Consider the following 22,905-nt stretch of genomic DNA (forward strand, 5'->3'; position numbering starts at 1 on the left):
GCCCATGGCCCGCACCCGCGCCTCGGATTTCGAGACAAAGCGCCACGGGCTCCTGCTCGATGCGGCCCGCGTCTTTGCCACGCAAGGCATGGACAAGGCGTCCATGTCCCAGATCGCGGCGGCGGCGGGCGTGTCGAAGTCGCTTCTCTACCACTACTACCCGTCGAAGGACGCGCTGATCTACGCGGTCATCGCGACCCATCTCGAGGCGCTAGACACCGCGCTGGTGCGGGCCGACGACCCGGACCTGCCGCCGCGGCAGCGGCTGCGGGCGCTCGTCATGACCGTGCTCGACGCGTACCGGGGAGCCGACGACCAGCACAAGGTCCAGCTGAACGCCGGGACCGCGCTGACCGACGCCCAGCAGGCCGCGCTGACCGCGATCGAGCGGCGCATCGTGCGCCGCTTCGCCGACTGCATCGGCACGATCCGGCCGGCACTCGGCGCGGACAGCCGGCACCTCCTGATGCCCGTGACCATGTCGCTGTTCGGCATGCTGAACTGGGTCTACATGTGGTTCCGCGACGACGGCCCGGTCAGCCGCGAGGACTATGCCGACCTCGCCACCGCGCTCATCCTCGACGGGGTGGGCGGCGTCGGCTGACCGCCCCCTTGGCGCATGGCGCGGCGGGCGTTATCACGGCGTCTCCGGGACAGAAGGAGACGCGCGCTTGGACACCGAACAGAGGATCGCCCGCACCATCGCCGCAGAGATCGCGGCGACGCCCCGGCAGGTCACCGCCGCGACCGAGCTCCTCGACGGCGGCGCCACGGTTCCCTTCGTGGCGCGCTACCGCAAGGAGGTGACGGGCGGGCTCGACGACACGCAGCTGCGCACGCTCGCCGACCGGCTGGGCTACCTGCGGGAGCTCGAGGCGCGCCGCGCCGCGATCCTCAAGTCGATCCGCGACCAGGACCGGCTGACGCCCGAACTCGAGCGGGCCATCGCGGGCGCCGAGACCAAGGCGACGCTCGAGGACATCTACCTGCCCTACAAGCCCAAGCGCCGCACCAAGGCGACCATCGCGCGCGAGAACGGTCTCGAGCCGCTCGCGCGCGCGATCCTCGCCGACCGGTCCGCCGAGCCCGCGCGGCTGGCCGAGGCCTATGTCGGCGCGGCGGTTCCGGGCACGAAGGAAGCACTCGACGGCGCCCGCGACATCCTGGCCGAGGAACTGGCCGAGAATGCGGACCTCCTCGGCCGGCTGCGCGGCTTCATGCAGCGCGAGGCCTTCGTGACCGCGCGCGTGGCGCCCGGCAAGGAGGAGGCGGGCGCTAAGTTCTCTGACTATTTCGACCACCGCGAGGCGTGGAAGGACATGCCCGCGCACCGCGCGCTCGCCATCCTGCGCGCCTCCAAGGAAGAGGTCGTGACCATCGACATCGCGCCCGATCCCGAGACCGGCGCGCCGCAGGCCGAGGGCATGGTGCGCGCGGCGCTCGGCGCGACCGGCGACGCGCCGGGCGACAGGTGGCTGCGCGACGTGGCAAGCTGGACCTGGCGGGTCAAGCTGTCGCTCAGCATGTATGTCGATCTCATGTCCGAGCTGCGGGCCCGCGCCCACGAGGAGGCGATCAAGGTCTTCGCCCGGAACCTGCGCGACCTGCTTCTGGCCGCGCCCGCCGGGGCCAAGGCGACGCTCGGCCTCGATCCGGGACTGCGCACGGGCGTGAAGGCCGCAGTCGTCGACGCCACCGGCAAGCTGGTCGCCACCGACACGCTCTACCCCTTCCCGCCGCGGCGCGACGTGCAGGGGGCGGAGGCCGCGCTCCTGCACCTGATCACGCGCCACGACGTCACGCTTATCGCCATCGGCAACGGCACGGCGAGCCGCGAGACCGAGCGCTTCGTCGCCGAGGCGCTGAAACGGCTGCCGGCCTCGGCGACGACGCCGACCAAGGTCATCGTGTCCGAGGCCGGCGCCTCGGTCTATTCCGCCTCCGAACTGGCCGCGCGGGAGTTCCCCGACCTCGACGTGAGCCTGCGCGGAGCCGTCTCGATCGCGCGCCGCCTGCAGGACCCGCTCGCCGAGCTGGTGAAGATCGAGCCCAAGTCCATCGGCGTCGGCCAGTACCAGCACGACGTCGACCAGAAGCGGCTCGCCAAGGCGCTCGAGGGCGTGGTCGAGGACGCGGTGAACGCCGTGGGCGTCGACCTCAACACCGCCTCGGCGCCGCTTCTGGCGCACGTGGCGGGGCTCGGGCCAGCGCTCGCGCAGGCCATCGTGACCCACCGCGACGCCGCGGGCGCCTATGCCACGCGCAAGGCGCTGCTCAAGGTGCCGGGGCTCGGTCCCAAGGCATTCGAGCAGTGCGCGGGCTTCCTGCGCATCCGCGACGGGTCGGAACCGCTCGACGCCTCGGCGGTGCACCCCGAGGCCTACGGGCTGGCGCGCCGCATCGTGTCGGCCTGCGGGCGCGACATCCGCGCCCTCATGGGAGCCCCCGAGGCGTTGCGCGGCCTTTCGGCCGAGGACTTCGTCGACGACACGTTCGGCCTGCCCACCGTGCGCGACATCCTGTCGGAACTGGAAAAGCCCGGCCGCGACCCGCGGCCCGACTTCGTCACCGCGAAGTTCTCGGACGGGGTCGAGGACATCAAGGACCTGCGACCCGGCATGTCGCTCGAGGGCACGGTGACGAACGTCGCGGCCTTCGGCGCCTTCGTCGACATCGGCGTGCACCAGGACGGGCTCGTGCACATCAGCCAGCTCGCCGACCGCTTCGTGAAGGACCCCCACGAGGTGGTGAAGGCCGGCGACGTGGTGCGCGTCCGCGTGACCGAAGTCGACGTGCCGCGCAAGCGCATCGGGCTCAGCATGCGCAAGGACGGGGGCGCGGCGCAGTCCGCCCCGCGCGAGGCCGGCGCCCGCGCGGCGCCCGGCAAGGACACCCGCCCGCCGCCGAATGGCCCCAAGGGCGGCGGCACGCCCGGGCGCACCCCGAAGAAGGACGACACCGGCGGCGGCGCCATGGCGGACGCCCTGCGGGCGGCGATGGAACGCCGGCGCTGAGCCTCTCGCGGGACGTTTCGCTGCGGAACCGTTGCACTTTGCGGCGTTTTCTGGAATTTTGCGGCGTTCTGAACCGCCTCCGTCGGAGCGCGGATTCCGGGCAAGGGACCACGCGGGACATGTTTCACGGGATCGCCACATGAGCGAGACGTTCATCACCGATGGCGCCGGGGGCGCGGCGCTCCGCCGCGTCGGCGTCGGCAAGGCGCGGGTGGTGCCGCGCGGCGACGAGGAGCGCGCGCCGGCCACGCTGCACGACACGTTTGACGGGGCGCTGGCGGCGGCCGGCCTCCTGCTCGTCGCAGCCGGCGACGGGCTCTGGCTCGTGGGCCTGCCCGAAGGGCCGGTGCACCAGGCGGACGCGGAGCCGGGCTTCGTGCAGGACATGAACGAGGGTCCGGTCACCGCCGCGCTCAGACCCCGGGTGCCGGCACTGCGCCGGCTGATCCCAGTGGCCGACGCGACGCTCGCGCGGCAGGCCATGGCGCTGATCGACGACGAGGGAAAGACGCTGGTCCGCGTCGCGGTCTGCGCCGTCTCCACCGGGCATGGCAGCGCGACCGTCCTGACGCTGTCGCCGCTGCGCGGCTACGACCGCCCCCATGCCCGGCTGCGCGCGGCACTCGACCCTCTGGGCGATCCCGAGGCGGCGCTGACGGCGCTGCGGCCTCCCGCGATGCGCTACACCGCCAAGCCTCCGGTCGACATCGCCGCCGACATGCCCGCGCGCAAGGCGGCGACGCTTCTCGCCCGCACCCACCTGTCCGTGGCCCGCGCCAACGAGCGCGGCATCGTGGCCGACCATGACACCGAGTTCCTGCACGATTACCGGGTGAACCTGCGCAAGGTCCGCTCGGTCGTGTCGCTCTTCACGGGCGTCTGGTCCGAGAAGGACACCACGCGGCTCAAGGACCGCTTCCGCGCCCTGATGGCGCCGACGGGCCCGCTCAGGGACCTGGACGTGCACCTCCTCGACCGCGACCGGTACATGGAGATGGTGCCCGAGGCGCTGCGCCCGGGGATCGTCGCGCTCTTCGACGACTTCGCCAAGGAACGCGCGGCGGCGCAGGCGGCGCTCGCCCGCCACCTCGAGAGCGACGACTACGCGCGCGAGGCGGCGGCGCTCGAGGCGCTCCTCGCGAGCGCGAAGCGGCTGAAGCCCGGCCCGGCGGCAGATGTGCCCGTCGCGCCCTTCGCGCAGGACCTGATCTGGAGCCGCTACCGCAAGGTCTGCAAGCGCGCCGCGCGCATCGACGACGCGACGCCGGACGAAGAGGTGCACGCGCTGCGCATCCACTGCAAGAAGCTGCGCTACCTCATGGAATTCTTCGCGCCCGTCTTCGGCCCGTCCGAGGTCAAGCCGCTGGTCAAGGCGCTGAAGGGGCTGCAGGACACGCTCGGCGCCTTCAACGACGCCGCGGTCCAGCAGGACGCGCTGCGGGCGGTCCTCGAGAGGCTTCCCCGCCGCGGCGCGGCGCGGATCGAGATCGCGACCAGCATCGGCGCGCTTCTGACCGTCCTCGCCCAGCGTCAGGCCGAAGGGCGCGCGCGCGTCGCGTCGAGTTTCGCCGCCTTCGACAGCCCCGAGACCCGGGCGGGCTTTGCCGACCTGTTCCACCGCGGAAAGGAAGCAGCATGAAGATCGTGGCCTGCTATTCGAACAAGGGCGGCGTCGGCAAGACGGCGACCTCGGTCAACCTCGCGCACGCGCTGGCGCGCGCCGGGCGGCGGGTGCTCCTGTGCGACCTCGACCCCCAAGGCGCGTCGGGCTTCTACTTCCGCGTGAAGCCGTCGAAGAAGCTCGGCGACGACCGCTTCTTCACCGACGTGAAACGCTTCACCGACGCGATCCGGGGCAGCGATTTCGACGGCCTCGACATCCTGCCCGCGAACATGAGCTTCCGCGACTTCGACATCTTCCTGTCGCGGATGAAGAACTCGCGCTCGCGCCTCAAGAAGGCGCTGAAGGCGGCGCAGGGCGATTACGACGTCGTCCTGCTCGACTGCCCGCCCAACATCTCGGCGCTGTCAGAGAACGTGTTCCGCGCCTCGGATGCCGTCGTCGTGCCGGTGATCCCGACGACCCTGTCCGAGCGCACCTTCGAGCAGCTCGTCGACTTCTTCCGCGACGAGAAGCTGCCGCGCAAGAAGATCGTCGCCTTCTTCTCCATGGCGCAGGCGACCAAGAAGCTGCACGCCGAGACCGCGGAACGGCTGCGCAAGGCGCATCCCAAGCGCTTCGTCGACGTCACGGTGCCGTTCTCGACCGAGGTCGAGAAGATGGGCGTGCACCGCGCCCCGGTGGCGACCTTCGCCAAGTCCTCGCCCGCGACCGAGGCCTACGACGCGCTCTGGCGCGCGGTGGCGGAGCGGCTCTGATGGCCGTGGAGATCGAGCGCAAGTTCCGCGTGGCCCGGATGCCCGACCTCTCCGGCGCGAGAGCGGTGCCGATCCGGCAGGGCTACCTGACGCTGCCCACGGATTCGGTCGACCTGAGGCTCAGGGCCAAGGGCGACAAGCGGCTCCTGACGCTGAAGCGCGGCGGCGCGGGGCTCGCCCGCGAGGAACGCGAGACCCTGATCGACGCGCAGGCCTTCGACACGCTCTGGCCCGCGACCGAGGGCCGGCGGATCGAGAAGACGCGCTGGACCGGCACGCTGCCCTGCGGGACGACCTTCGAGCTCGACGTGTTCGAGGGCCGTCACGCACCGCTCGTGCTGGTCGAGGTCGAGTTCGACGACCTCGACGCCGCGCGCGCCTTCGTCCCGCCCGACTGGTTCGGCGCCGACGTCACCGAGGACGCGGCCTACGGCAACCGCGTCATGGCGCTCGACGGCCCGCCGCAGGGCTGAACGTCAGGCGAAGCCGTCCGCGAACGCGATCCGGTCGAGCCAGTCCGGCCGGTCGATCAGCGGGTTGCGGTTGCCCTGCACCTCGGCGATCCAGAAGTTCCGGTGCCGCTCGTGCCGCGAGGGCGGCTCGGCCCGCGCCCAGTCGAGCAGGATCGGCAGGTCGGATTTCAGGAATTCCCGCCGGCTGCCGGACTTCACGTCGCCGACGATGCCCGGATAGCGCAGCACGAAGTAGAGTGTCGCGCGCGCCACCGCGCCCTTGCCCGCCGCAGGCTCGAACCTCCGCCCGTCCCTCAGTCCGCACATCGGGCGGACGGCCTCGACGGTCGGATCGCGCAGCGCCTCGAGGGCCCCCGCGGCCGAGGTGGCGATCCTGCGCTCCTCTTCCTCGGTGAACTCGGAATAGGGGATGTTCGAGCGGAAGCTGTTGCACTCGGGCTCGCAGGCGAAGAGGTGGTGCAGGTCGGATTTCTGCGCCCGCGCCTCGGCGGCGCCCTCGAACCACGATTGCGGCACCACGTGTTCGGCGTTGAAGGTCATCGTCGCCTCGAGCGCGGCATCCGCGGCCTCGAGCGAGGCTGCGCCCAGCGCCTCGACCTGCGTGCCTTCCGCCCGTGCCGTGCGGACAAGCGCCGCGCGCAGCGCCATGCGCTCGGCCACGAACAGCTCCTCGGGCATCGGCGCGTCGGAATAGACCGAACGCAACGCCCGGTCCTCGTGCCGGTCGATCCACGGGTAGAGGTGGTCATGTCGCGCCGCGGCGTAGGACAGGACGTGGGTGTGCGTCTGCCGCAGCCGGTCGTGCAGCGCCGCGAACAGCGCGGACGGGCCCGCCTCGGGATCGATGCCGGCATAGTAGGCCGCAGCCGCCGCGGCGTCGGCCCCCTCGTCGAGGTAGGGGCCGCGCGGATCGAACAGGCTCTCCGCGGATGGCTCCGGCGCGCGCGCGGGCGGCAACGGCGCGGCGGGGACGCCGGACGCGGGGCCGAGGCGCACTTCCAGCGTCCAGCGCACGGCACCGTCGGGGCCGATCGCGGGTGACCCGCCCACGACCGGCGCGAGGCCGCCCGCGGGGACACCCGACAGCGACGCCGGCGCGACGCCGCCCAGCACGCCCGACAGGAGCTCGGCGAGCGGAGCGGGGCGCTTGGCCGCCTCGAACATGGCGCGGTGTCCGGCCGGAAGGTCGCGCGCCTCCATCTCTGCGACGATCCTGCTGACGCGGATGCCGCGGTTGGCGACGTAGCGGATGGACTCGGGATCGTCGATGCCCTCGCGGTAGAGCTGCCCGTCGCGGCGCACCTCGACGCCGTCGCGCATCTCGGCCACGCCGGCATGGTGCAGCGCGGCAAGCTGCCACTGGTCGTTGAGCGCGGGCGCCCCGGACGATCCACGCCGCGTGTCGGTCGAGTAGACCAGGAAATCGTCCTCGGCCCGCACCACGCGGTTCTCGCGGATGGCGATCTGCTGCCGCTCGCCGCCCGGATGCTGGATGATGTTGATGGGCTCGCCGACGATCGCCTTGCCCGATTCCGCGATGAGGTGGATCCACCCGCGCGAGGCTAGCGCGACGCCGTCATCGTTCACCGGCTCGACCGCGACGAGCGTGAAATCGAGCGTTCTGGCCGTCTCGAAGAACCGCCCGGGCTGGAACCGGAACCGCAGGCTCGGCATCGGCTGGCCGTCGAGACCCAGCGCATGATCGAACTCGATCACGCTCTGCAGCGCGCTCTGCGCGTCGGGAAGCACGTGGTGGTTGGTCATCAGGAGTTCGGAGGACACCATGAACCCGGTGCCGTAATCGCGCGCACGCCCTGCCCCGTCGCGGACGACGACGCGGCCCACGGCGCGGCTCGCGATCATGCCGCGGGCGAAGAAGGCGACCGCCATCAGTTCGTTCTGCTCGATCACCCGCTCGAGCACCGAGCGCTCGGGCGGTGTGTCGCGCCCGGCTTCCCGCACCACGTCGGCGGCAAGGTCGGGCCGGCCGAGCTGCACGAGCCGGGTCACGTAGCGCGGCAGGTCGTCGAGCGCGTTGAGCCGCGCCGGATCGCCACCGGCCGCGGCTGCCTCGACCTCCTTCACGTCGGCGACGAAGCGGCAGACCGTCTCGCCGGAGGGGTCCGGCCCGCAGACGACCGTGGTGCCGCGCGTGTCCCCCACATGTCCCATGGCGCGCCCTCCCGTCAGCAGGGCCGCGCGCGGGGCGGCGCGGGGCGGAGGGACCGGACAGATGGCGGTGCAGTGGTCGCTGCGAAGCGCATGGCTGGAAATCCCGTGTGTGAAAATGATCGGTCGGCTCTTCAATGGGGTCCAGCATGCCAGCCCGCCGCCAAAAGACCAGTCCGGATTGCATGACCCCCGGGGCCGTCCCGCGGCGCGTGTGCGCACGCCCCCTTGATGCGGTGCGGCGGCGACGTTACGTTTCCCCTCACTTCCGTTGGGGTGCCCGTGAGGGGCTGAGAGGCGCGACGCCAACCCATCGAACCTGATCCGGGCAATGCCGGCGTAGGGAACGGAGACCGATCCGGCGCATGCCCATCGCGCCAGACCCTTCCCCGCCCCGGCACGTGCCCCGCAACCGAGGAACGCCGACGGCATGGGCGGGATCGCGAAACTCCTGATCGTCGCGGGCAGCGACAGCGGCGGCGGCGCCGGCATCCAGGCCGACATCAAGTCGGCCTCGGCGATGGGCGTCTACGCCTCCACGGCCATCACCGCGGTGACCGCGCAGAACACGCTCGGCGTGCAGGCGGTCGCGGCGCTCGCGCCCGCGCTTGTCGCGGCACAGATCGCATCCGTCCTCGACGACATCGGTGCGGGCGCGGTCAAGATCGGCATGCTCGCCGATGACGCGATCGTCGCGGCGGTGGCGGACGCGCTGGACCGCTTCGCTGGGCCGATCGTGCTCGACCCGGTCATGGTGGCAAAGTCGGGTGACGCGCTTCTCTCGGACGACGCGGTCGCGGCCCTGGCCGACCGGCTCCTGCCCCGCGCCGCGCTCCTGACACCGAACCTGCCCGAAGCCGCGCGGCTCCTCGGCACCGCGCCTGCGCGCACCGCCGACGAGGCGGCGGCGCAGGGCCGCGCGCTCTGCGCGCTCGGGCCGCGCGCGGTGCTGATGAAGGGCGGGCACGGCGCGGGCGCGCGGTGCGCCGACCTTCTCGTGACCCGGGACGGCGTCGCCACCTTCGAGGCGCCGCGCCTTGCGACCCGCAACACCCACGGCACCGGCTGTTCGCTGTCTTCCGCCATCGCAGCCAACATGGCGCGGGGCAGTTCGCCGCACGCCGCCGTCGCGCGGGCGCATCGCTGGCTGCACGGCGCGATCGCCGCCGCGGACCGGCTCGAGGTGGGCAGCGGCCACGGTCCGGTGCACCATTTCCACGAGGTCTGGACATGAGCACGGTCACCATTCTCGGCGCGGGCGTCGCGGGTCTTTGCGTGGCGACCGAACTTGTGGCGCGGGACGTGCCCGTGCGCGTGGTCGATCCCGCGGGCGGGCCCGGCGCGCATGGCTGCTCGTGGTGGGCCGGCGGCATGCTCGCGCCCTTCTGCGAGGGCGAGACCGCCGAGGCGACGGTCGTGGCCATGGGTCAGGAGGCCGCGGAATGGTGGACGCGGGCCGGCGCCGAAGTGACGTGCAACGGCTCGCTCGTGGTGGCGCTCGGCCGCGACCGGCAGGAACTCGACCGCTTCGGCCGGCGCACGGAGGGCCACGCGGCGCTCGACCGGGCGGGGCTCGCAACGCTCGAACCGCAGGTCGCCGAGCGCTTCGACCGCGCGCTGCACTTCCGCACGGAGGCGCATCTCGACCCGCGCCGGGCGCTGCGGGCGCTGGTCGAGGGCCTCGCCCGCCGCGGGGTCACCATCGCGCGCGAGGGCACGCCGGGGCCCCGGGTGATCGATTGCCGCGGGCTCGCCGCCCGGGACGCGCTGCCCGACCTGCGCGGCGTGCGGGGCGAGATGGCGGTCCTGCGCGCGCCCGAGGTGAGCCTGTCGCGGCCGGTGCGGCTCCTCCATCCGCGGCACCCGCTCTACGTGGTGCCGCGCGGCGACGGCGTGTTCATGCTGGGCGCCACGCAGATCGAGAGCGGCGCGCGCGGCCCCGTGCGCCTGCGTTCGGCGGTGGAGCTTCTCGGCGCGGCCTACGCGCTCGACCCGGCCTTCGGCGAGGCCGAGGTCCTCGAGCTCGGCGCCGATGCGCGCCCCGCCTTCCCCGACAACCTGCCCCGCGTCGTCGCGCGGGGCGACACGATCCATGTGAACGGCCTCTTCCGGCACGGTTTCCTGCTCGCGCCCGCGCTCGCGCGGCGTGCGGCGGACCACGTGACCGGGCAGGCCGCGACGGAGAGGATGCATGAGAATCACGCTGAACGGTGAGCCGCGCGAGATCGTGGCAGAGACGCTGGGCCCGGCGCTGGACGAGCTCGGCTATGGCGGCGCGCGCGTCGCGACGGCGGTGAACGAGACCTTCGTACCCGCCCCGGCCCGCGCCGGCCACGCGCTGCGCGACGGCGACCGGATCGAGGTGCTGGCGCCCCGGCAGGGAGGCTGAGATGCCCGAATTCTACGGAACCCACGTCGCCTCGCGCCTGATGCTCGGCACGGCGCAATATCCCTCGCCCCGCGTGCTCGAGGACGCGTTCCGCCGCTCGGGCGCGGGCATCGCGACGGTGTCGCTGCGCCGCGAGGCCGGCGGCGAGGGCGCGGGCACCGCGTTCTGGGAGATGATCCGCGCTCTGGGCCTGCCGGTCCTGCCCAATACCGCCGGATGCCATTCCGTGCGCGAGGCGGTGACCACGGCCCATATGGCGCGCGAGCTGTTCGACACCGACTGGATCAAGCTCGAGGTGATCGGCCACGCCGACACGCTGCAGCCCGACCCGTTCGGGCTGGTCGAGGCCGCGCGCATCCTGACCGAGGACGGCTTTCGCGTCTTTCCCTACACGACCGAGGACGGCGTGCTGGGCGGGCGGCTGCTCGAGGCCGGCTGCGAGGTGCTGATGCCCTGGGGCGCGCCCATCGGCACCGGCCGCGGGCTGAACAACGTCTACGGCCTGCGCACGTTGCGCGCGCAGTTCCCCGACGTGCCCATGGTGATCGACGCGGGGCTGGGCCTGCCGAGCCACGCAGCGCAGGCGATGGAGCTGGGCTTCGACGCGGTGCTCCTCAACACCGCGGTCGCGCGGGCCGGCGATCCGGCCGCGATGGCCGAAGGCTTCGCCCGCGCGCTCGAGGCCGGCCGCCTCGCCCGCGAGGCCGACCCGATGGAGCCGCGCGACATGGCGGCCCCCTCGACCCCGGTTCTGGGACTGGCGGTGCTCGGATGAGGCTCGACCGGTTCTACCCGATCTTCGACCACCCCGACTGGCTGCGCCGCGCCCTGCCGCTCGGGGTCACGCTCGTGCAGCTGCGCATCAAGGACGCGGACGGGGACGCGCTGCGCGCCCAGCTGGCCGAGGCGCGCGACCTCTGCCGCGCGGCGGGCGCGACACTCGTCGTGAACGACCACTGGCGGCTCGCCATCGAGCTCGGCTGCGACTGGGTGCACCTGGGGCAGGAGGACCTCGACACCGCGGACGTGGACGCCATCCGCGCCGCGGGGCTGCGGCTCGGCCTCTCGACCCACGACGCGGCCGAGCTCGACCGGGCGCTGGCGCTCTCGCCGGACTACGTGGCGCTCGGCCCTGTCTGGCCCACCATCCTCAAGGAGATGAAGTGGGACCCCCAGGGCCTCGACCGGGTGGCCGACTGGAAGGCCCGCGTGGGCGACATCCCCCTCGTGGCCATCGGCGGGCTCAGCGTCGAACGCGCGCCCGCGGCCTTTGCCGCCGGCGCCGACATCGTGTCGGTGGTGACCGACATCACCCGCGCCCGCGACCCCGAGCTGCGCATCCGGCAATGGATGGGGGTCACGCGATGACGCGGCACGCCCGCCAGCTTCGGGTACCGGGCTTCGGCGCGGAGGGGCAGGCACGGCTTGCCGCCGCGCGCGTGCTCGTGGTCGGCGCGGGCGGCCTGGCCGCGCCGGTCCTGCAATACCTCGTCGGTGCCGGCGCGGGCGCGATCACCCTCGTCGACGACGACCGCGTCGCGGAAAGCAACCTGCACCGCCAGACGCTGTTCCGCATGGACGACATCGGCACGCCCAAGGCCACCGCGGCGGCCGCGACGCTGGCGCGGCTCGACCCCGCCGTCCGCATCGACCCGGTGGTGACGCGCCTCGACCCGGCAAATGCCGCGGCGCTGGCCCGCGAGGCGGACCTCGTCCTCGACTGCGCCGACAGCTTCGCCGCGAGCTACACGCTTTCCGACCTCTGCGCGGCGCGCGGCCTACCCCTGATCCACGCCTCGGTGATCGGGCTCGAGGGCTATGCCGGCGGGTTCTGCGGCGGGGCGCCGTCGCTCCGCGCGGTCTTTCCCGACCTGCCGCAGCGGATGGGCTCCTGCGCCGAGGACGGTGTCCTGGGTCCCGTCGTGGGCGTGATCGGCGCATTGCAGGCGCAGATGGCGGTGGCGGCGCTCGCCGGCATGGCGCCCTCGCCCCTTGGCCGGCTGGTGAGCTACGACGCCGCCGCGCATCGCTTCGGCGGCTTCGGCTTCGCGGGCGCCGAGGAACCCGCGCGCCGCCACGGCTTCATCGCCGCGGCCGACATCCGCGCGGACGACGTGGTCGTCGACCTGCGCCGGCCCGACGAGGGGCCGCTCGCGCATCCCGGCGCCCTGCGCCTCGAGGTCGCGCGCGTCGCGGAGGGCCTCGCCCCCTGCGACGCGCGCGCCGTCCTCTGCTGCCGCAGCGGGCTGCGCGCCTGGCAGGCGGCCGAACGCCTCGCGCCGCACTGGCCGGGCGAGATCGTCCTCGTCGCGCTGGGCGACGCGGGTCCCCAAGAAGACACCCCCCAAGGAGACGCGCCATGAAACGTGCCGCCGCCGCCCTGATCCTCGCCCTTGCCGCCGCTCCGGCGGCCGCGCAGGACGAGATGACCCTGATCCTCGACTGGTTTGTGAACCCGGACCACGGCCCCATCGTCCTTGCCGAGGAACTCGGCTATTTCGAGGAGGCGGGTCTCGACGTCGAGGTGATCGCGCCCGCCGATCCGGCCGATCCCCCCAAGATGGCCGCCGCGGGGCGCGCCGACCTCGCGGTGTCCTACCAGCCGCAGCTGCACCTGCAGGTGGCCGAGGGCCTGCCCCTGAAACGGGTGGGCACGCTCATCGCCTCGCCGCTGAACTGCCTGCTCGTGCTCGACGACGGCCCGGTCCGGGAGGTCGCCGACCTCGCGGGCCGCAGCATCGGCTATTCCGTGGCGGGCGTCGAGGAGGCGATGCTGTCGGCGCTCCTCGACCATGCGGGGCTGTCGCTCGACGACGTGGACCTCGTGAACGTCAACTGGTCGCTCTCGCCCGCCCTGATGTCCGGGCAGGTCGATGCGGTGATCGGTGCGTACCGCAACTTCGAGCTGAACCAGATGGCGATCGAGGGCGTGCCGGGCCGCTGCTTCTATGTCGAGGAAGAGGGCCTGCCGACCTATGACGAGCTGATCTACGTGGCCAATCCCGACACCATGGACGCGGACAAGATCGCCCGCTTCCTCGCCGCGACGGAGCGCGCAACGCAGTACATCGTGAACCATCCCGACGAATCGTGGGACATCTTCGCCGCGACCTCGACCGAACTCGACGACGAGCTGAACGCGCGCGCCTGGCACGACACGATCCCGCGCTTCGCGCTCCGGCCGGCGGCGCTCGACCACGGCCGCTACGCCCGGTTCGGCGCGTTCCTGCAGGCGGCGGGCCTCATCCCCGAGGAACGCCCGGTGTCGGACCTGGCCCTCGACCTCGGCGACGCGCCATGAGCTACGGCCGCGTCTTTCCCGCCTGGCGCGCCGCCGCCGCGCCGCACTGGGACGCCTATGTGCGCCACGCCTTCGTGGAGGGGCTGCGGGACGGGTCGCTGCCGCGGGCGGCGTTCCTGCACTACCTCGTGCAGGACTACCTGTTCCTCGTGCACTTCGCCCGCGCCTGGGCGCTCGCCGTGACCAAGGCCGCGACGATCGAGGAGATGCGCATCTGCGCGGGCACGGTGCACGCGCTCATCGACGACGAGATGCGGCTGCACGTGGCCACCTGCGCCGAAGCGGGCATCGACGCGGCGACGCTCGCCGCGGCCGAGGAACGGCCCGAGAACCTCGCCTATACCCGCTATGTGCTCGATGCGGGACATTCCGGCGATTTCCTCGACCTGCTCGCGGCGCTCGCGCCGTGCGTCCTGGGCTACGGCGAGATCGGCGCACGGCTCGCGCCGGCGGCCCCCGGCGCGTCCTACGGGGCGTGGATCGACACCTATGCGGGCACGGACTACCAGCAGGTCTGCGCCGACGTGGGCGCGCTCATCGACGGGGCGGCGGCTCGCGCGCTCGGCCCCGATCCCGCGGCAAGCCCGCGCTGGGAGAGGCTCTGCGCGACCTTCCGCACCGCCACGCGGCTCGAGGTCGGGTTCTGGGACATGGGGCTTGCCCCGTGACCGCCCCGGGCCTCGTCCTCGAGGGCAGCGCGCGGATCGGCGGCGGGCGCGTCTTCGGGCCGCTGTCGCTCGAGGCGCCCGCGGGCGGCTGGACCTGCCTTCTCGGCCCCTCGGGCGTCGGCAAGTCCACCATCCTGCACCTCTTCGCGGGCATCGCGGACGCCGTCGACCTCGACGGCCGGGCCGAGGCCACGGACGGCGCGCCGCTCGCGGGCCGCGTCGCGCTCATGGCGCAATCTGACCTCCTCCTGCCCTGGCTCGACGTGGCCGGGAACGCCGCGCTCGGCGCCCGGCTGCGCGGCGAGCGGGCCGATCCCGCGCGCGTCGCCGCCGTCCTCGACCAGGTCGGCCTCTCCGCGCTCGCCCACCGCAAGCCCGGCGCGCTGTCGGGCGGCCAGCGCCAGCGCGCCGCCCTCGCCCGCACGCTGGTCGAGGACCGGCCCGTCGTGCTGCTCGACGAGCCGTTCTCGGCGCTCGACGCGGCGACGCGGGCGCGCATGCAGGACCTCGCCGCGCTCCGGCTCGCCGGGCGCACGGTCCTGCACGTGACGCACGACGCCGCCGAGGCCGCGCGCCTCGGCACCCGCATCCTCGTGATGACCGGGGCGGGCATCCACCCGGTCGCCCCGCCCGAGGCGCCCGCCCCCCGCGCCCCCGACGCGCCCGAGACGCTGGCCGCGACCGGCCGCCTGACGCGCCTCCTTCTCGACGGTGCGGCATGAACGCGCTGCGCCTCCTCGTGCCGGCGGCGCTGATGCTGCTGATCTGGCAGGGCGTGGTGACGGCGTTCGCCATGCCGAACTTCATCCTTCCCGCGCCCGCGCGCGTCGCCAGCACGCTCTGGGAAAGCCGCGCGCTCATCGCCGAGAACGCGCTCGTCACCATCACCGAGGTGCTCGCGGGGCTCGTGCTCGGCGCGGCGCTCGGCTGGATCTCGGCCGTGGGGCTCGCCGCCAGCGCCTGGGCGCGCCGGACGCTGCGCCCGATCCTCGTCTTCAGCCAGGCGGTGCCGGTCTTCGCGCTCGCCCCGATCCTCACGCTCTGGTTCGGCTACGGGCTCGGCTCGAAGATCGCCATGGCGCTCCTCATCATCTACTTCCCGGTGACGTCGAGCTTCTTCGACGCGCTCATGCGCACCCCCGAGGGCTGGGACCGCCTTGCCCGCGTCATGGGCGGGGGCAAGTGGCGCACGCTCTGGCACCTGCGCATCCCCGCGGCGCTGCCGGGCTTCCTGTCGGGCCTGCGCCTCGCCGCGGTCTACGCCCCCATCGGCGCGATCATCGGCGAATGGGTCGGCGCGTCGAAAGGGCTCGGCTACCTCATGCTGCTGGCCAACGGGCGCGCCAAGATCGACCTGATGTTCGCGGCCCTGGCCGTGCTCGCCGTCTTCACGCTGGCGCTGCACCGGGCGGTGGACCTCGGCGCCGACTGGCTGCTCAGGCGACGCGAACGCTGAGCCGCCTTGCGCATGGACTCCCCCAGCCGTCCGCCCCCAAGGTGCCCGCCGAGGGGACCCGCATGTCGCGGGCCCCGCAGACCCAGACGAGGACGACACCGCCCATGGACCTTCCCCGCAACGCCTTCAAGGCCGCGCTCGCCGCAGGCCGGCGCCAGATCGGCCTCTGGTGCACCATCCCCGACCCCGCCGTGATCGAGATGCATGCGGGCGCGGGCCTCGACTGGATCGTGATCGACACCGAGCACACGCCCCTCGATGCCGAGCGTGTGATGCCGCTCCTGCAGGCCGCGTCCGCCTACCCGGTCTCGGCCTGCGTGCGCCCGGGCGCCAACGACTCCACCGAGATCAAGAAGCTGATGGATGCGGGCGCCCAGACGGTGATCGTGCCCTACGTCCAGTCGGGCGCCGAGGCCGAGGCGGCGGTCGCCGCCATGCACTACCCGCCCCGCGGCATGCGCGGCGTGGGCGGCGCGACGCGGTCGAGCGGGTTCGGCCGCATCCCCGGCTACGTCTCCCGCGCGGGCGCCGAGATCTGCGCCATCGTGCAGGTCGAGACGGTCGCGGGGCTCGACGCGCTCGACGACATCCTCGCGGTGCCGGATCTCGACGGCGTCTTCATCGGACCCGCGGACCTTTCGACCTCCATGGGCCATCCCGACGATCTGACCGCGCCGCCGGTGCGCGCGGCCATCCTCGACGCCACGCGCCGCATCCGCGCGGCCGGCAAGGCGCCCGGCATCCTGAGCCACGACCGCGGCATGCTGGCCGATGCCGAGGCGGCGGGCGCCCTGTTCCTCGCGGTGGGGGTCGACCTCGTGCTCCTGCGCGAGGCCGTGGCAGCCGCCCGCACCGCGCGCGGCTGACCCGAGGCGGGGCCGCCGGCCCCCGGAACACGGGGACCGGCGCCCCCCCCGGGGGTCACGATCCGCCGTTCAGCGCCTCGTCGCTGATCACGTGCGTCCAGGCGCCCTCGGGCTCCTCGGTGATCGCCGGGTTCTCCTCCGAGATCGCCGAGAGCAGCGTGTCGACCGTCTGCTGGTAGTCGTCGGGATCGAGCGCGCCGTCCGACCCGGCCGTCAGCTTCGCGACCTCGCTCATCATGTAGGTCTGGTGGTCGAGCGTCTGCGCGCCGGTCATGTCGTTGTCGACGACGATCTGCGCGGCCTCCTCGGGGTTCTCCTCGGCATATTTCCAGCCCTTCATCGAGGCCCGGACAAAGCGAACCATCCGGTCGCGGAACGCCGCGTCCTCGAGGTCGTCCTCCATCACGTAGAGCCCGTCCTCCAGCATCCCGATGCCTTCCTCGAGATAGTTGAAGTTCACGAGCTCCTCGGGCGCGTAGCCCGCGTCGAGCACCTGACCGTACTCGTTGTAGGTCATGGTCGAGATGCAGTCGGCCTGCCCCTGCAGCAGCGGGTCGACGTTGAACGCCTGCTTCAGCACCGTGACGCCGTCCTCGTCCGCCCCGTCGGTGCCCACGCCGAGCTGCGCCATCCAGGCGTAGAACGGGTACTCGTTGCCGAAGAACCAGACCCCGAGCGTGCGGCCCGGGAAGTCCTCGGGCGTCTCGACCCCGGCCTCCTTGAGGCAGGTCAGCTGCAGGCCGCCGGTGGCGAAGGGCTGCGCGATGTTGACGAGCGGCACGCCGCGTTCCCGTGCCGCGAGCGCCGCCGCCATCCACGTCACGATCACGTCGGCGCCGCCGCCCGCGATCACCTGCTCGGGCGCGATGTCGGGGCCCCCGGCCTTGATGGTGACATCGAGGTTCTCCTCGTCGTAGAAGCCCTTGTCCTCGGCCACGTAATAGCCCGCGAACTGCGCCTGCGTGACCCACTTGAGCTGCAGCGTCACCGCGTCCTGCGCGAAGGCGGCCGGCGCGCCCAGCGCCAGGGCCACGGTCGCCCCGATGATCGTCGTCTTCATGTCATACCTCTCCTTGTCGGTTCCGTCTTCTCGCCCGGCCCTCTCAGGAGCGGTGCGACGGGTGCCAGAACGTGACCCGTTTCTCGAGCGCGGCGATCGCGCCGTAGAAGAGCGTGCCGGCGATCGCGGCGACCGCGATCTCGGCCCAGACCATGTCGAGCGCGAGCTGCCCGACCGAGGTCGAGATGCGGAAGCCCACGCCGCGGATGGGCGAGCCGAAGAACTCGGCGACGATGGCGCCGATCAGCGCCAGCGTGGTGCAGATCTTGAGCCCGTTGAAGATGAACGGCATCGCCGCCGGCAGCCGCAGCTTCACGAGCGTCTGCAGGTAGCCCGCGCCGTAGGTGCGCATGAGGTCGCGCTGCATGGACCCGGTATCGGCCAGCCCCGCTACCGTGTTCACGAGCATGGGAAAGAACACCATCACCACCACGACCGCCGCCTTCGACTGCCAGTCGAAACCGAACCACATCACGAGGATCGGCGCCGTGCCGACGATGGGCAGCGCCGCCATGAAGTTGCCCACGGGCAGAAGACCCCTGCGCAGGAACGCGAAGCGGTCGGCGACAATGGCGACCGCGACCGCCGCCGCGCAGCCGATCACGTAGCCCGACAGCGCCCCCTTGAGGAAGGTCTGCACGAAATCCTCCCAGAGCGTCGGCAGCCGGCCCGCGAAGGTCGCGGCGATCACCGAGGGCGCGGGCAGGATGACCATGGGCACGTCGAGCCCGCGCACCCCGAGTTCCCAGAGCGCGAGCAGCGTCGCGCCGAAGATCAGCGGCACCGCCGCCCGGACCGCGGCGCTGTCGCGGGCGGGCCCGGTGGCGAGGCGCGCGTTCATCCACCACGCCCCCGCCCAGAGCACCAGCGCGAGGCTCACGAGCAGCATGCCGCTCCTCCTTCTTCTTGGCGGAAATATCCCGCGGGGGGCTGCCGCAGGCAGCGGGGGGCGCGCAGCCCCCCTCGGGCGCCGGGCAGGCGCGCCCTCATGTCCGCATCCCCATCCGCCCGAGGAGCACACGCTCCACCGCGCCGAGCGCGCCGACGCAGGCGGCGGCCAGCACCGTCGCGGCGAGCAGCGCGGCCCAGATCTGCTCGGTCTGTCCGTAGTAGCTGCCCGCCAGCAGCCGCGCGCCAAGCCCGGCCGAGGCGCCGGTCGGCAGCTCCCCCACGATGGCGCCGACCAGCGAGGCGGCGATGCCGATCTTCAGCGAGGCGAAGAGGTAGGGCATCGAGGCCGGCAGGCGCAGCTTGAAGAAGACCTGCCGCGCCGAGGCCCCGTAGGTCGACAGCAGGTCGAGCTGCATGGCGTCGGGGCTCCGCAGTCCCTTCACCATGCCGACCACCACGGGAAAGAACGACAGGTAGGCCGAGATGATCGCCTTCGGCACGATGCCCTGGATGCCCACCGAGTAGAGCACGACGATGATCATCGGCGCGATGGCGATGATCGGCACCGTCTGGCTGACGATGGCCCAGGGCATCACGCTCATGTCCATCACCCGGCTGTGCACGATCCCCACCGCCAGCGCGATCCCGAGCCCGGTGCCGAAGACGAAGCCGAGCAGCGTCGCCGACAGCGTCACCCAGGCATGGTAGACGAGACTGCGGTTCGAGGTCACGGACTGTCCGGCGACGCCCGACCAGAGCTCCGCCGCCACCTGGTGCGGCGCGGGCAGCCGCGCGCGCTCCTGCCCGAAGGCGCCGGCGACCGCCACGCCCGGGTTCCTGAGCGCGAGGGCGAGCCCGCCCATCTGCCGCCGCTCCGCCGCGCTCTCGGGGCTGACCGCGATGTCGGCGCGCGCGGCCTGCTGGACCGCCGCGCCGGCATTCATCGGGATGCAGGCGAGGTACCAGAACGCGACCAGCACCGCGACCACGGTCAGCACCGGCACCAGCGCGCGGCGCATGCCGCGGGCCCAGAGCGCGACCCGCCCCGACCGTCCGATGCCGGCGCCCTGGGCGGCCAGCGGCGTCGTGTCGCTCATCGTCGCCACTCCATGCGCAGCTCCGGCACGCCGTCGCTTCCCGCGCGGTCGGTCTCGATCACGCGGAAGCCCTCGCGCGCGTAGAACCGGTGCGCGTCGCGGTTCGGCACATGGGTGTCGAGGGTGATCCGGTCGCGCCCCTCCTTCGCCCGGTCAAGCAGCGCGCGGCCGATCCCGGCGCCGGGCCGCCCCACATAGAGCCCACGGACGTGCGACGTGCCCGGATCGAAGGACAGGTAGCCCTCGGCCGGATCGCCCACGACCCAGACCTCGCGCTCGGCGAAGGCCGCGCGCATCGCCTCCTCGAGCGTGCGCAGGTCCGGCCCCTCGGGCATCCAGTCGGTCCGGTCGAGCCACGCCCGCACGATCGCGGCGCAGGCCGGCGCGTCGTCCGGGCAAGCGCGGCGCGGGGTCATGCCGCCTCCATGCCCGCGCGCAGGCCCTCGCGGACGCGGTGCGCGATCTCGATGAACGCGCGGCTGTCGCGGATGTCGAGCGGGCGCTCGCGCGGCAGCGGACTCTCGATCACGTCGGAGATCCGGCCGGGCCGCGGGCTCATCACCACGATGCGGGTCGAGAGATAGACCGCCTCGGGGATCGAGTGGGTGACGAAGAGCATGGTCTTGCCGGTCCGCGCCCAGAGCGACAGCAGTTCCTCGTTCAGCCGGTCGCGCACGATCTCGTCGAGCGCGCCGAAGGGCTCGTCCATCAGCAGGATGCCCGCATCGAAGCTCAGCGCGCGCGCGATCGAGGCGCGCTGCTGCATGCCGCCCGAGAGCTGCCAGGGATATTTCTTCTCGAAGCCCTCGAGGTCGACAAGCGCCAGCGTGTCGCGCACACGCTTGCGCTTCTCCTCCTCCGGGAAGCCCATGATCTCGAGCGGCAAGCGGATGTTGCCGCCGATGGTGCGCCACGGGTAGAGCCCCGCAGCCTGGAACACGTAGCCGTAGGCGCGCGCGCGCCGCGCGGCGTCGGGGCTCATCCCGTTGACCTGCAGCGTGCCGCCCGTGGGCGTCTCGAGCCCCGCGACGCAGCGCAGGAACGTGGTCTTGCCGCAACCCGAGGGGCCGATGAAGGACACGAACTCGCCGGGGCCGATGTCGAGGTCCACGTCCTTGAGCGCGTGCACCGGGCCGTCGTTCGTCCGGAAGGTCAGGTTCAGCCCCCTGGCCGAGATCACCGGGTCCATGTGCCGGCCTCCTTCGTCTGTGCGCCGCGGATGCGGCGCGGCATGTGGCGGACGGTCACTCGCACGGGTAGAGCACCTCGGTGCCGCCGCCCTCGGGCAGGGTCAGGACGACACCGCCGTCCGGGCTCGGCGCGATGCCGAGGACGGCGCGGAACCGCCCGCTCATGTCGCCGTTGCAGCTCGCGATCATGGTGCCGGTCTGCACGCCCTGGATCTGGCAGGTCGCATCCCGCAGCGTCAGGTGCCCGTGCAGGAGCGCGTAGCGGTCCTCGACGGCACTCTCGCGCCCCTCCACGAAGGCGCAGCCGGCCTCGGTCCCGAGCACGGCCTGCGCCTCGGCCGCGGAGGCGGCGGCGCCGGACGCGAGCACGACGGACAAGACGTGGGCCCGCACGCCGCTCATACCCCGGCCGGGATGTTGAGCGGGTCGCGGTGGATCATCTTGGGCGCGGTCAGCGCCTTCCACTTCGACAGCGCCGCGTGGGCGGAAGGAAAGGCCGGCCGGGGCACGTAGCGGCCGCGCCCGGGCTGCGGCTGGCTGTTCTGCCCCCAGGCCCAGATCACGTCGCCGCGGCTCAGCGTGTAGCGCGGCTGCGCCACCACCTCGAACCCCTCGAAGACATTGTAGTCGAGGATCGAATGGTGGTTCGACGCGCTGATGGTCTTCCGGATCGAGGGGTCCCAGACCACGATGTCGGCATCGGCGCCTTCGACGATCGCACCCTTCTGCGGGTAGATGTTGAGGATCTTGGCGATGTTCGACGAGGTCACGGCGACGAACTCGTTCATCGTCAGCCGCCCGGTCTCGACCCCGTGGGTCCAGAGGACGGCGAGGCGTTCCTCGAGCCCGTTCGACCCGTTGGGGATGCGCGTGAAGTCGCCCACGCCCATGCGCTTCTGCTCGGTCGAGAAGGCGGCATGGTCGGTCGCCACCACCTGCAGCGATCCCGCCTGGAGGCCCGCCCAGAGCGATTCCTGGTGGTCCTTCGACCGGAAGGGCGGCGACATCACGCGCCGCGCGGCGTGGTCCCAGTCCTTGTTGAAGTACTCGCTCTCGTCGAGGGTCAGGAACTGCGCGAGCGGCTCGCCGTAGACGCGCATGCCCTTCTGTCGCGCGCGGCGGATCGCCTCGTGCGCCTGCTCGCAGGAGACGTGCACGATGTAGAGCGGCACGCCGGCGGCATCGGCGATGGTGATCGCGCGGTTCGCGGCCTCGCCCTCGAACTCGGGCGGGCGGGAATAGGCGTGGCCCTCGGGGCCGGTGATTCCCTGCTCGAGCATCTGCTGCTGCATGTCGGCGACGAGGTCGCCGTTCTCGGCATGCACCATGGGCAGCGCGCCCAGCTCCTTGCAGCGCTTGAACGAGGCGAACATCTCGTCGTCCTCGATCATCAGCGCGCCCTTGTAGGCCATGAAGTGCTTGAACGAGTTGACGCCCATCTCGACGGCGTCCTTCATCTCGTCGAAGATGGTCTCGTTCCAGCCCGTGATCGCGCAGTGAAAGCCGATGTCGGAACAGATCTGGTGGCCGGACTTGCGGTGCCAGTCGTTGATCGCGTTCTTGATCGACCCGTCGGCTCCCGGCAGCACGAAGTCGACGAGCATCGTGGTGCCGCCGCAGGCCGCCGCCCAGGTGCCGGTCTCGAACGTCTCGGCGGCGGTGGTGCCCATGAACGGCATCTCGAGATGCGTGTGGGGGTCGATGCCGCCCGGGATCACGTAGGCGCCCTCGGCGTCGATGGTCTCGTCGCCCCTGAGGTCGGGACCGATCGACTTGATCGTCTCCCCCTCGATCAGCACGTCGGCCTTCCAGGTCCGGTCGGCGGTGACGATGGTGCCGTTCTTGATGACCTTGGTGGACATGATCAGCCTCCCCTGGTTCTGCGATATCCGGTCTCTGCCGGGCTGGGCCGCGGCGCGCGCCGTCGGTCCGGTTGAACGGTGATGCGGGGC

At 72.5% G+C, this 22,905-nt stretch carries 24 protein-coding genes and 1 riboswitch; of the genes, 16 read left to right on the top strand and 8 right to left on the bottom strand.

The genetic code is table 11. From position 1 onward, the window contains the following. Positions 1 to 4 precede the first annotated feature (4 nt). From RISW2_RS04525 to RISW2_RS04545, 5 genes are all read left to right on the top strand, one after another. Entirely contained in the window at positions 5 to 604 is a 600-nt protein-coding gene (locus tag RISW2_RS04525) for a TetR/AcrR family transcriptional regulator (RefSeq protein ID WP_043767212.1), read from the top strand. A gap of 67 nt (positions 605 to 671) precedes the next feature. Beyond that, a complete protein-coding gene (locus tag RISW2_RS04530; RefSeq protein WP_043767214.1) occupies positions 672 to 3,014 on the top strand; it encodes a Tex family protein in 2,343 nt (780 codons plus the stop codon). Between the two features lie 139 nt (positions 3,015 to 3,153). After that, positions 3,154 to 4,653 carry a CHAD domain-containing protein gene (locus RISW2_RS04535; protein WP_051491797.1) on the top strand — a complete coding sequence of 500 codons (1,500 nt, stop codon included), beginning with the start codon at positions 3,154 to 3,156 and terminating at the stop codon, positions 4,651 to 4,653. Continuing rightward, complete coding sequence (locus RISW2_RS04540; RefSeq protein WP_043767216.1) at positions 4,650 to 5,393, top strand: ParA family protein; 744 nt, start codon at positions 4,650 to 4,652, stop codon at positions 5,391 to 5,393. The genes RISW2_RS04535 and RISW2_RS04540 overlap by 4 nt, the downstream gene beginning before the upstream one ends. Beyond that, positions 5,393 to 5,866, top strand: coding sequence for a CYTH domain-containing protein (locus RISW2_RS04545; RefSeq protein WP_043767218.1), 474 nt, complete (start codon positions 5,393 to 5,395; stop codon positions 5,864 to 5,866). Before RISW2_RS04540 ends, RISW2_RS04545 begins: the two co-directional genes overlap by 1 nt. 3 nt (positions 5,867 to 5,869) lie before the next feature. On the opposite strand, the gene RISW2_RS04550 is transcribed toward RISW2_RS04545, so the two are convergent. Continuing rightward, positions 5,870 to 8,038 carry an endonuclease gene (locus RISW2_RS04550; protein WP_051491798.1) on the bottom strand — a complete coding sequence of 723 codons (2,169 nt, stop codon included), beginning with the start codon at positions 8,036 to 8,038 and terminating at the stop codon, positions 5,870 to 5,872. A gap of 259 nt (positions 8,039 to 8,297) precedes the next feature. Beyond that, positions 8,298 to 8,398: riboswitch (TPP riboswitch) on the top strand. Positions 8,399 to 8,465: 67 nt separating this feature from the next. Here RISW2_RS04550 and thiD point away from each other — a divergent pair. From thiD to RISW2_RS04605, 11 genes are all read left to right on the top strand, one after another. Further along, positions 8,466 to 9,269 carry a bifunctional hydroxymethylpyrimidine kinase/phosphomethylpyrimidine kinase gene (thiD, locus tag RISW2_RS04555; protein ID WP_043767220.1) on the top strand — a complete coding sequence of 268 codons (804 nt, stop codon included), beginning with the start codon at positions 8,466 to 8,468 and terminating at the stop codon, positions 9,267 to 9,269. After that, positions 9,266 to 10,249: an FAD-dependent oxidoreductase gene (locus tag RISW2_RS04560; protein WP_043767222.1), complete on the top strand. Its 984-nt coding sequence runs from the start codon at positions 9,266 to 9,268 to the stop codon at positions 10,247 to 10,249. Before thiD ends, RISW2_RS04560 begins: the two co-directional genes overlap by 4 nt. Further along, complete coding sequence (gene thiS, locus RISW2_RS04565; RefSeq protein ID WP_043767224.1) at positions 10,227 to 10,424, top strand: sulfur carrier protein ThiS; 198 nt, start codon at positions 10,227 to 10,229, stop codon at positions 10,422 to 10,424. Before RISW2_RS04560 ends, thiS begins: the two co-directional genes overlap by 23 nt. Position 10,425: 1 nt before the next feature. After that, on the top strand, positions 10,426 to 11,199 hold the full coding sequence (locus tag RISW2_RS04570; RefSeq protein WP_043767226.1) for a thiazole synthase: 774 nt from the start codon (positions 10,426 to 10,428) through the stop codon (positions 11,197 to 11,199). Beyond that, a complete protein-coding gene (locus RISW2_RS04575; RefSeq protein WP_043767228.1) occupies positions 11,196 to 11,792 on the top strand; it encodes a thiamine phosphate synthase in 597 nt (198 codons plus the stop codon). Before RISW2_RS04570 ends, RISW2_RS04575 begins: the two co-directional genes overlap by 4 nt. Next, positions 11,789 to 12,787 (top strand): HesA/MoeB/ThiF family protein, encoded by a 999-nt coding sequence (locus tag RISW2_RS04580; RefSeq protein WP_211238664.1) that lies wholly within the window; start codon positions 11,789 to 11,791, stop codon positions 12,785 to 12,787. The genes RISW2_RS04575 and RISW2_RS04580 overlap by 4 nt, the downstream gene beginning before the upstream one ends. Continuing rightward, on the top strand, positions 12,784 to 13,725 hold the full coding sequence (locus RISW2_RS04585) for an ABC transporter substrate-binding protein (protein WP_043767231.1): 942 nt from the start codon (positions 12,784 to 12,786) through the stop codon (positions 13,723 to 13,725). The genes RISW2_RS04580 and RISW2_RS04585 overlap by 4 nt, the downstream gene beginning before the upstream one ends. Beyond that, the gene (tenA, locus tag RISW2_RS04590; protein WP_043767233.1) at positions 13,722 to 14,393 is read left to right on the top strand and encodes a thiaminase II; all 672 of its coding nucleotides are present in this window, start codon (positions 13,722 to 13,724) and stop codon (positions 14,391 to 14,393) included. The genes RISW2_RS04585 and tenA overlap by 4 nt, the downstream gene beginning before the upstream one ends. Continuing rightward, positions 14,390 to 15,115 carry an ABC transporter ATP-binding protein gene (locus RISW2_RS04595; RefSeq protein WP_043767235.1) on the top strand — a complete coding sequence of 242 codons (726 nt, stop codon included), beginning with the start codon at positions 14,390 to 14,392 and terminating at the stop codon, positions 15,113 to 15,115. Before tenA ends, RISW2_RS04595 begins: the two co-directional genes overlap by 4 nt. Further along, the gene (locus RISW2_RS04600; RefSeq protein ID WP_043767237.1) at positions 15,112 to 15,849 is read left to right on the top strand and encodes an ABC transporter permease; all 738 of its coding nucleotides are present in this window, start codon (positions 15,112 to 15,114) and stop codon (positions 15,847 to 15,849) included. The genes RISW2_RS04595 and RISW2_RS04600 overlap by 4 nt, the downstream gene beginning before the upstream one ends. A 104-nt stretch (positions 15,850 to 15,953) precedes the next feature. Next, a complete protein-coding gene (locus RISW2_RS04605) occupies positions 15,954 to 16,715 on the top strand; it encodes an HpcH/HpaI aldolase family protein (RefSeq protein ID WP_043767239.1) in 762 nt (253 codons plus the stop codon). 55 nt (positions 16,716 to 16,770) lie between these two features. Here RISW2_RS04605 and RISW2_RS04610 read toward each other — a convergent pair whose 3' ends face one another. The 7 genes from RISW2_RS04610 to hydA form a co-directional block, all read right to left on the bottom strand. Beyond that, positions 16,771 to 17,775 (bottom strand): ABC transporter substrate-binding protein, encoded by a 1,005-nt coding sequence (locus tag RISW2_RS04610; protein ID WP_043767241.1) that lies wholly within the window; start codon positions 17,773 to 17,775, stop codon positions 16,771 to 16,773. 43 nt (positions 17,776 to 17,818) lie between these two features. Further along, on the bottom strand, positions 17,819 to 18,664 hold the full coding sequence (locus tag RISW2_RS04615; RefSeq protein ID WP_043767243.1) for an ABC transporter permease: 846 nt from the start codon (positions 18,662 to 18,664) through the stop codon (positions 17,819 to 17,821). A gap of 97 nt (positions 18,665 to 18,761) precedes the next feature. After that, positions 18,762 to 19,685, bottom strand: coding sequence for an ABC transporter permease (locus tag RISW2_RS04620; RefSeq protein ID WP_043767408.1), 924 nt, complete (start codon positions 19,683 to 19,685; stop codon positions 18,762 to 18,764). Positions 19,686 to 19,759: 74 nt separating this feature from the next. Further along, on the bottom strand, positions 19,760 to 20,179 hold the full coding sequence (locus RISW2_RS04625) for a GNAT family N-acetyltransferase (RefSeq protein ID WP_043767245.1): 420 nt from the start codon (positions 20,177 to 20,179) through the stop codon (positions 19,760 to 19,762). Continuing rightward, positions 20,176 to 20,952, bottom strand: coding sequence for an ABC transporter ATP-binding protein (locus RISW2_RS04630; RefSeq protein WP_043767249.1), 777 nt, complete (start codon positions 20,950 to 20,952; stop codon positions 20,176 to 20,178). The genes RISW2_RS04625 and RISW2_RS04630 overlap by 4 nt, the downstream gene beginning before the upstream one ends. Before the next feature lie 55 nt (positions 20,953 to 21,007). Continuing rightward, complete coding sequence (locus tag RISW2_RS04635; RefSeq protein WP_043767253.1) at positions 21,008 to 21,355, bottom strand: hypothetical protein; 348 nt, start codon at positions 21,353 to 21,355, stop codon at positions 21,008 to 21,010. Beyond that, positions 21,352 to 22,815 carry a dihydropyrimidinase gene (gene hydA, locus RISW2_RS04640; RefSeq protein WP_043767255.1) on the bottom strand — a complete coding sequence of 488 codons (1,464 nt, stop codon included), beginning with the start codon at positions 22,813 to 22,815 and terminating at the stop codon, positions 21,352 to 21,354. The genes RISW2_RS04635 and hydA overlap by 4 nt, the downstream gene beginning before the upstream one ends. Positions 22,816 to 22,905 lie beyond the last annotated feature (90 nt).

It is taken from the genome of Roseivivax isoporae LMG 25204 (assembly GCF_000521865.1).
Lineage (GTDB): Bacteria > Pseudomonadota > Alphaproteobacteria > Rhodobacterales > Rhodobacteraceae > Roseivivax > Roseivivax isoporae.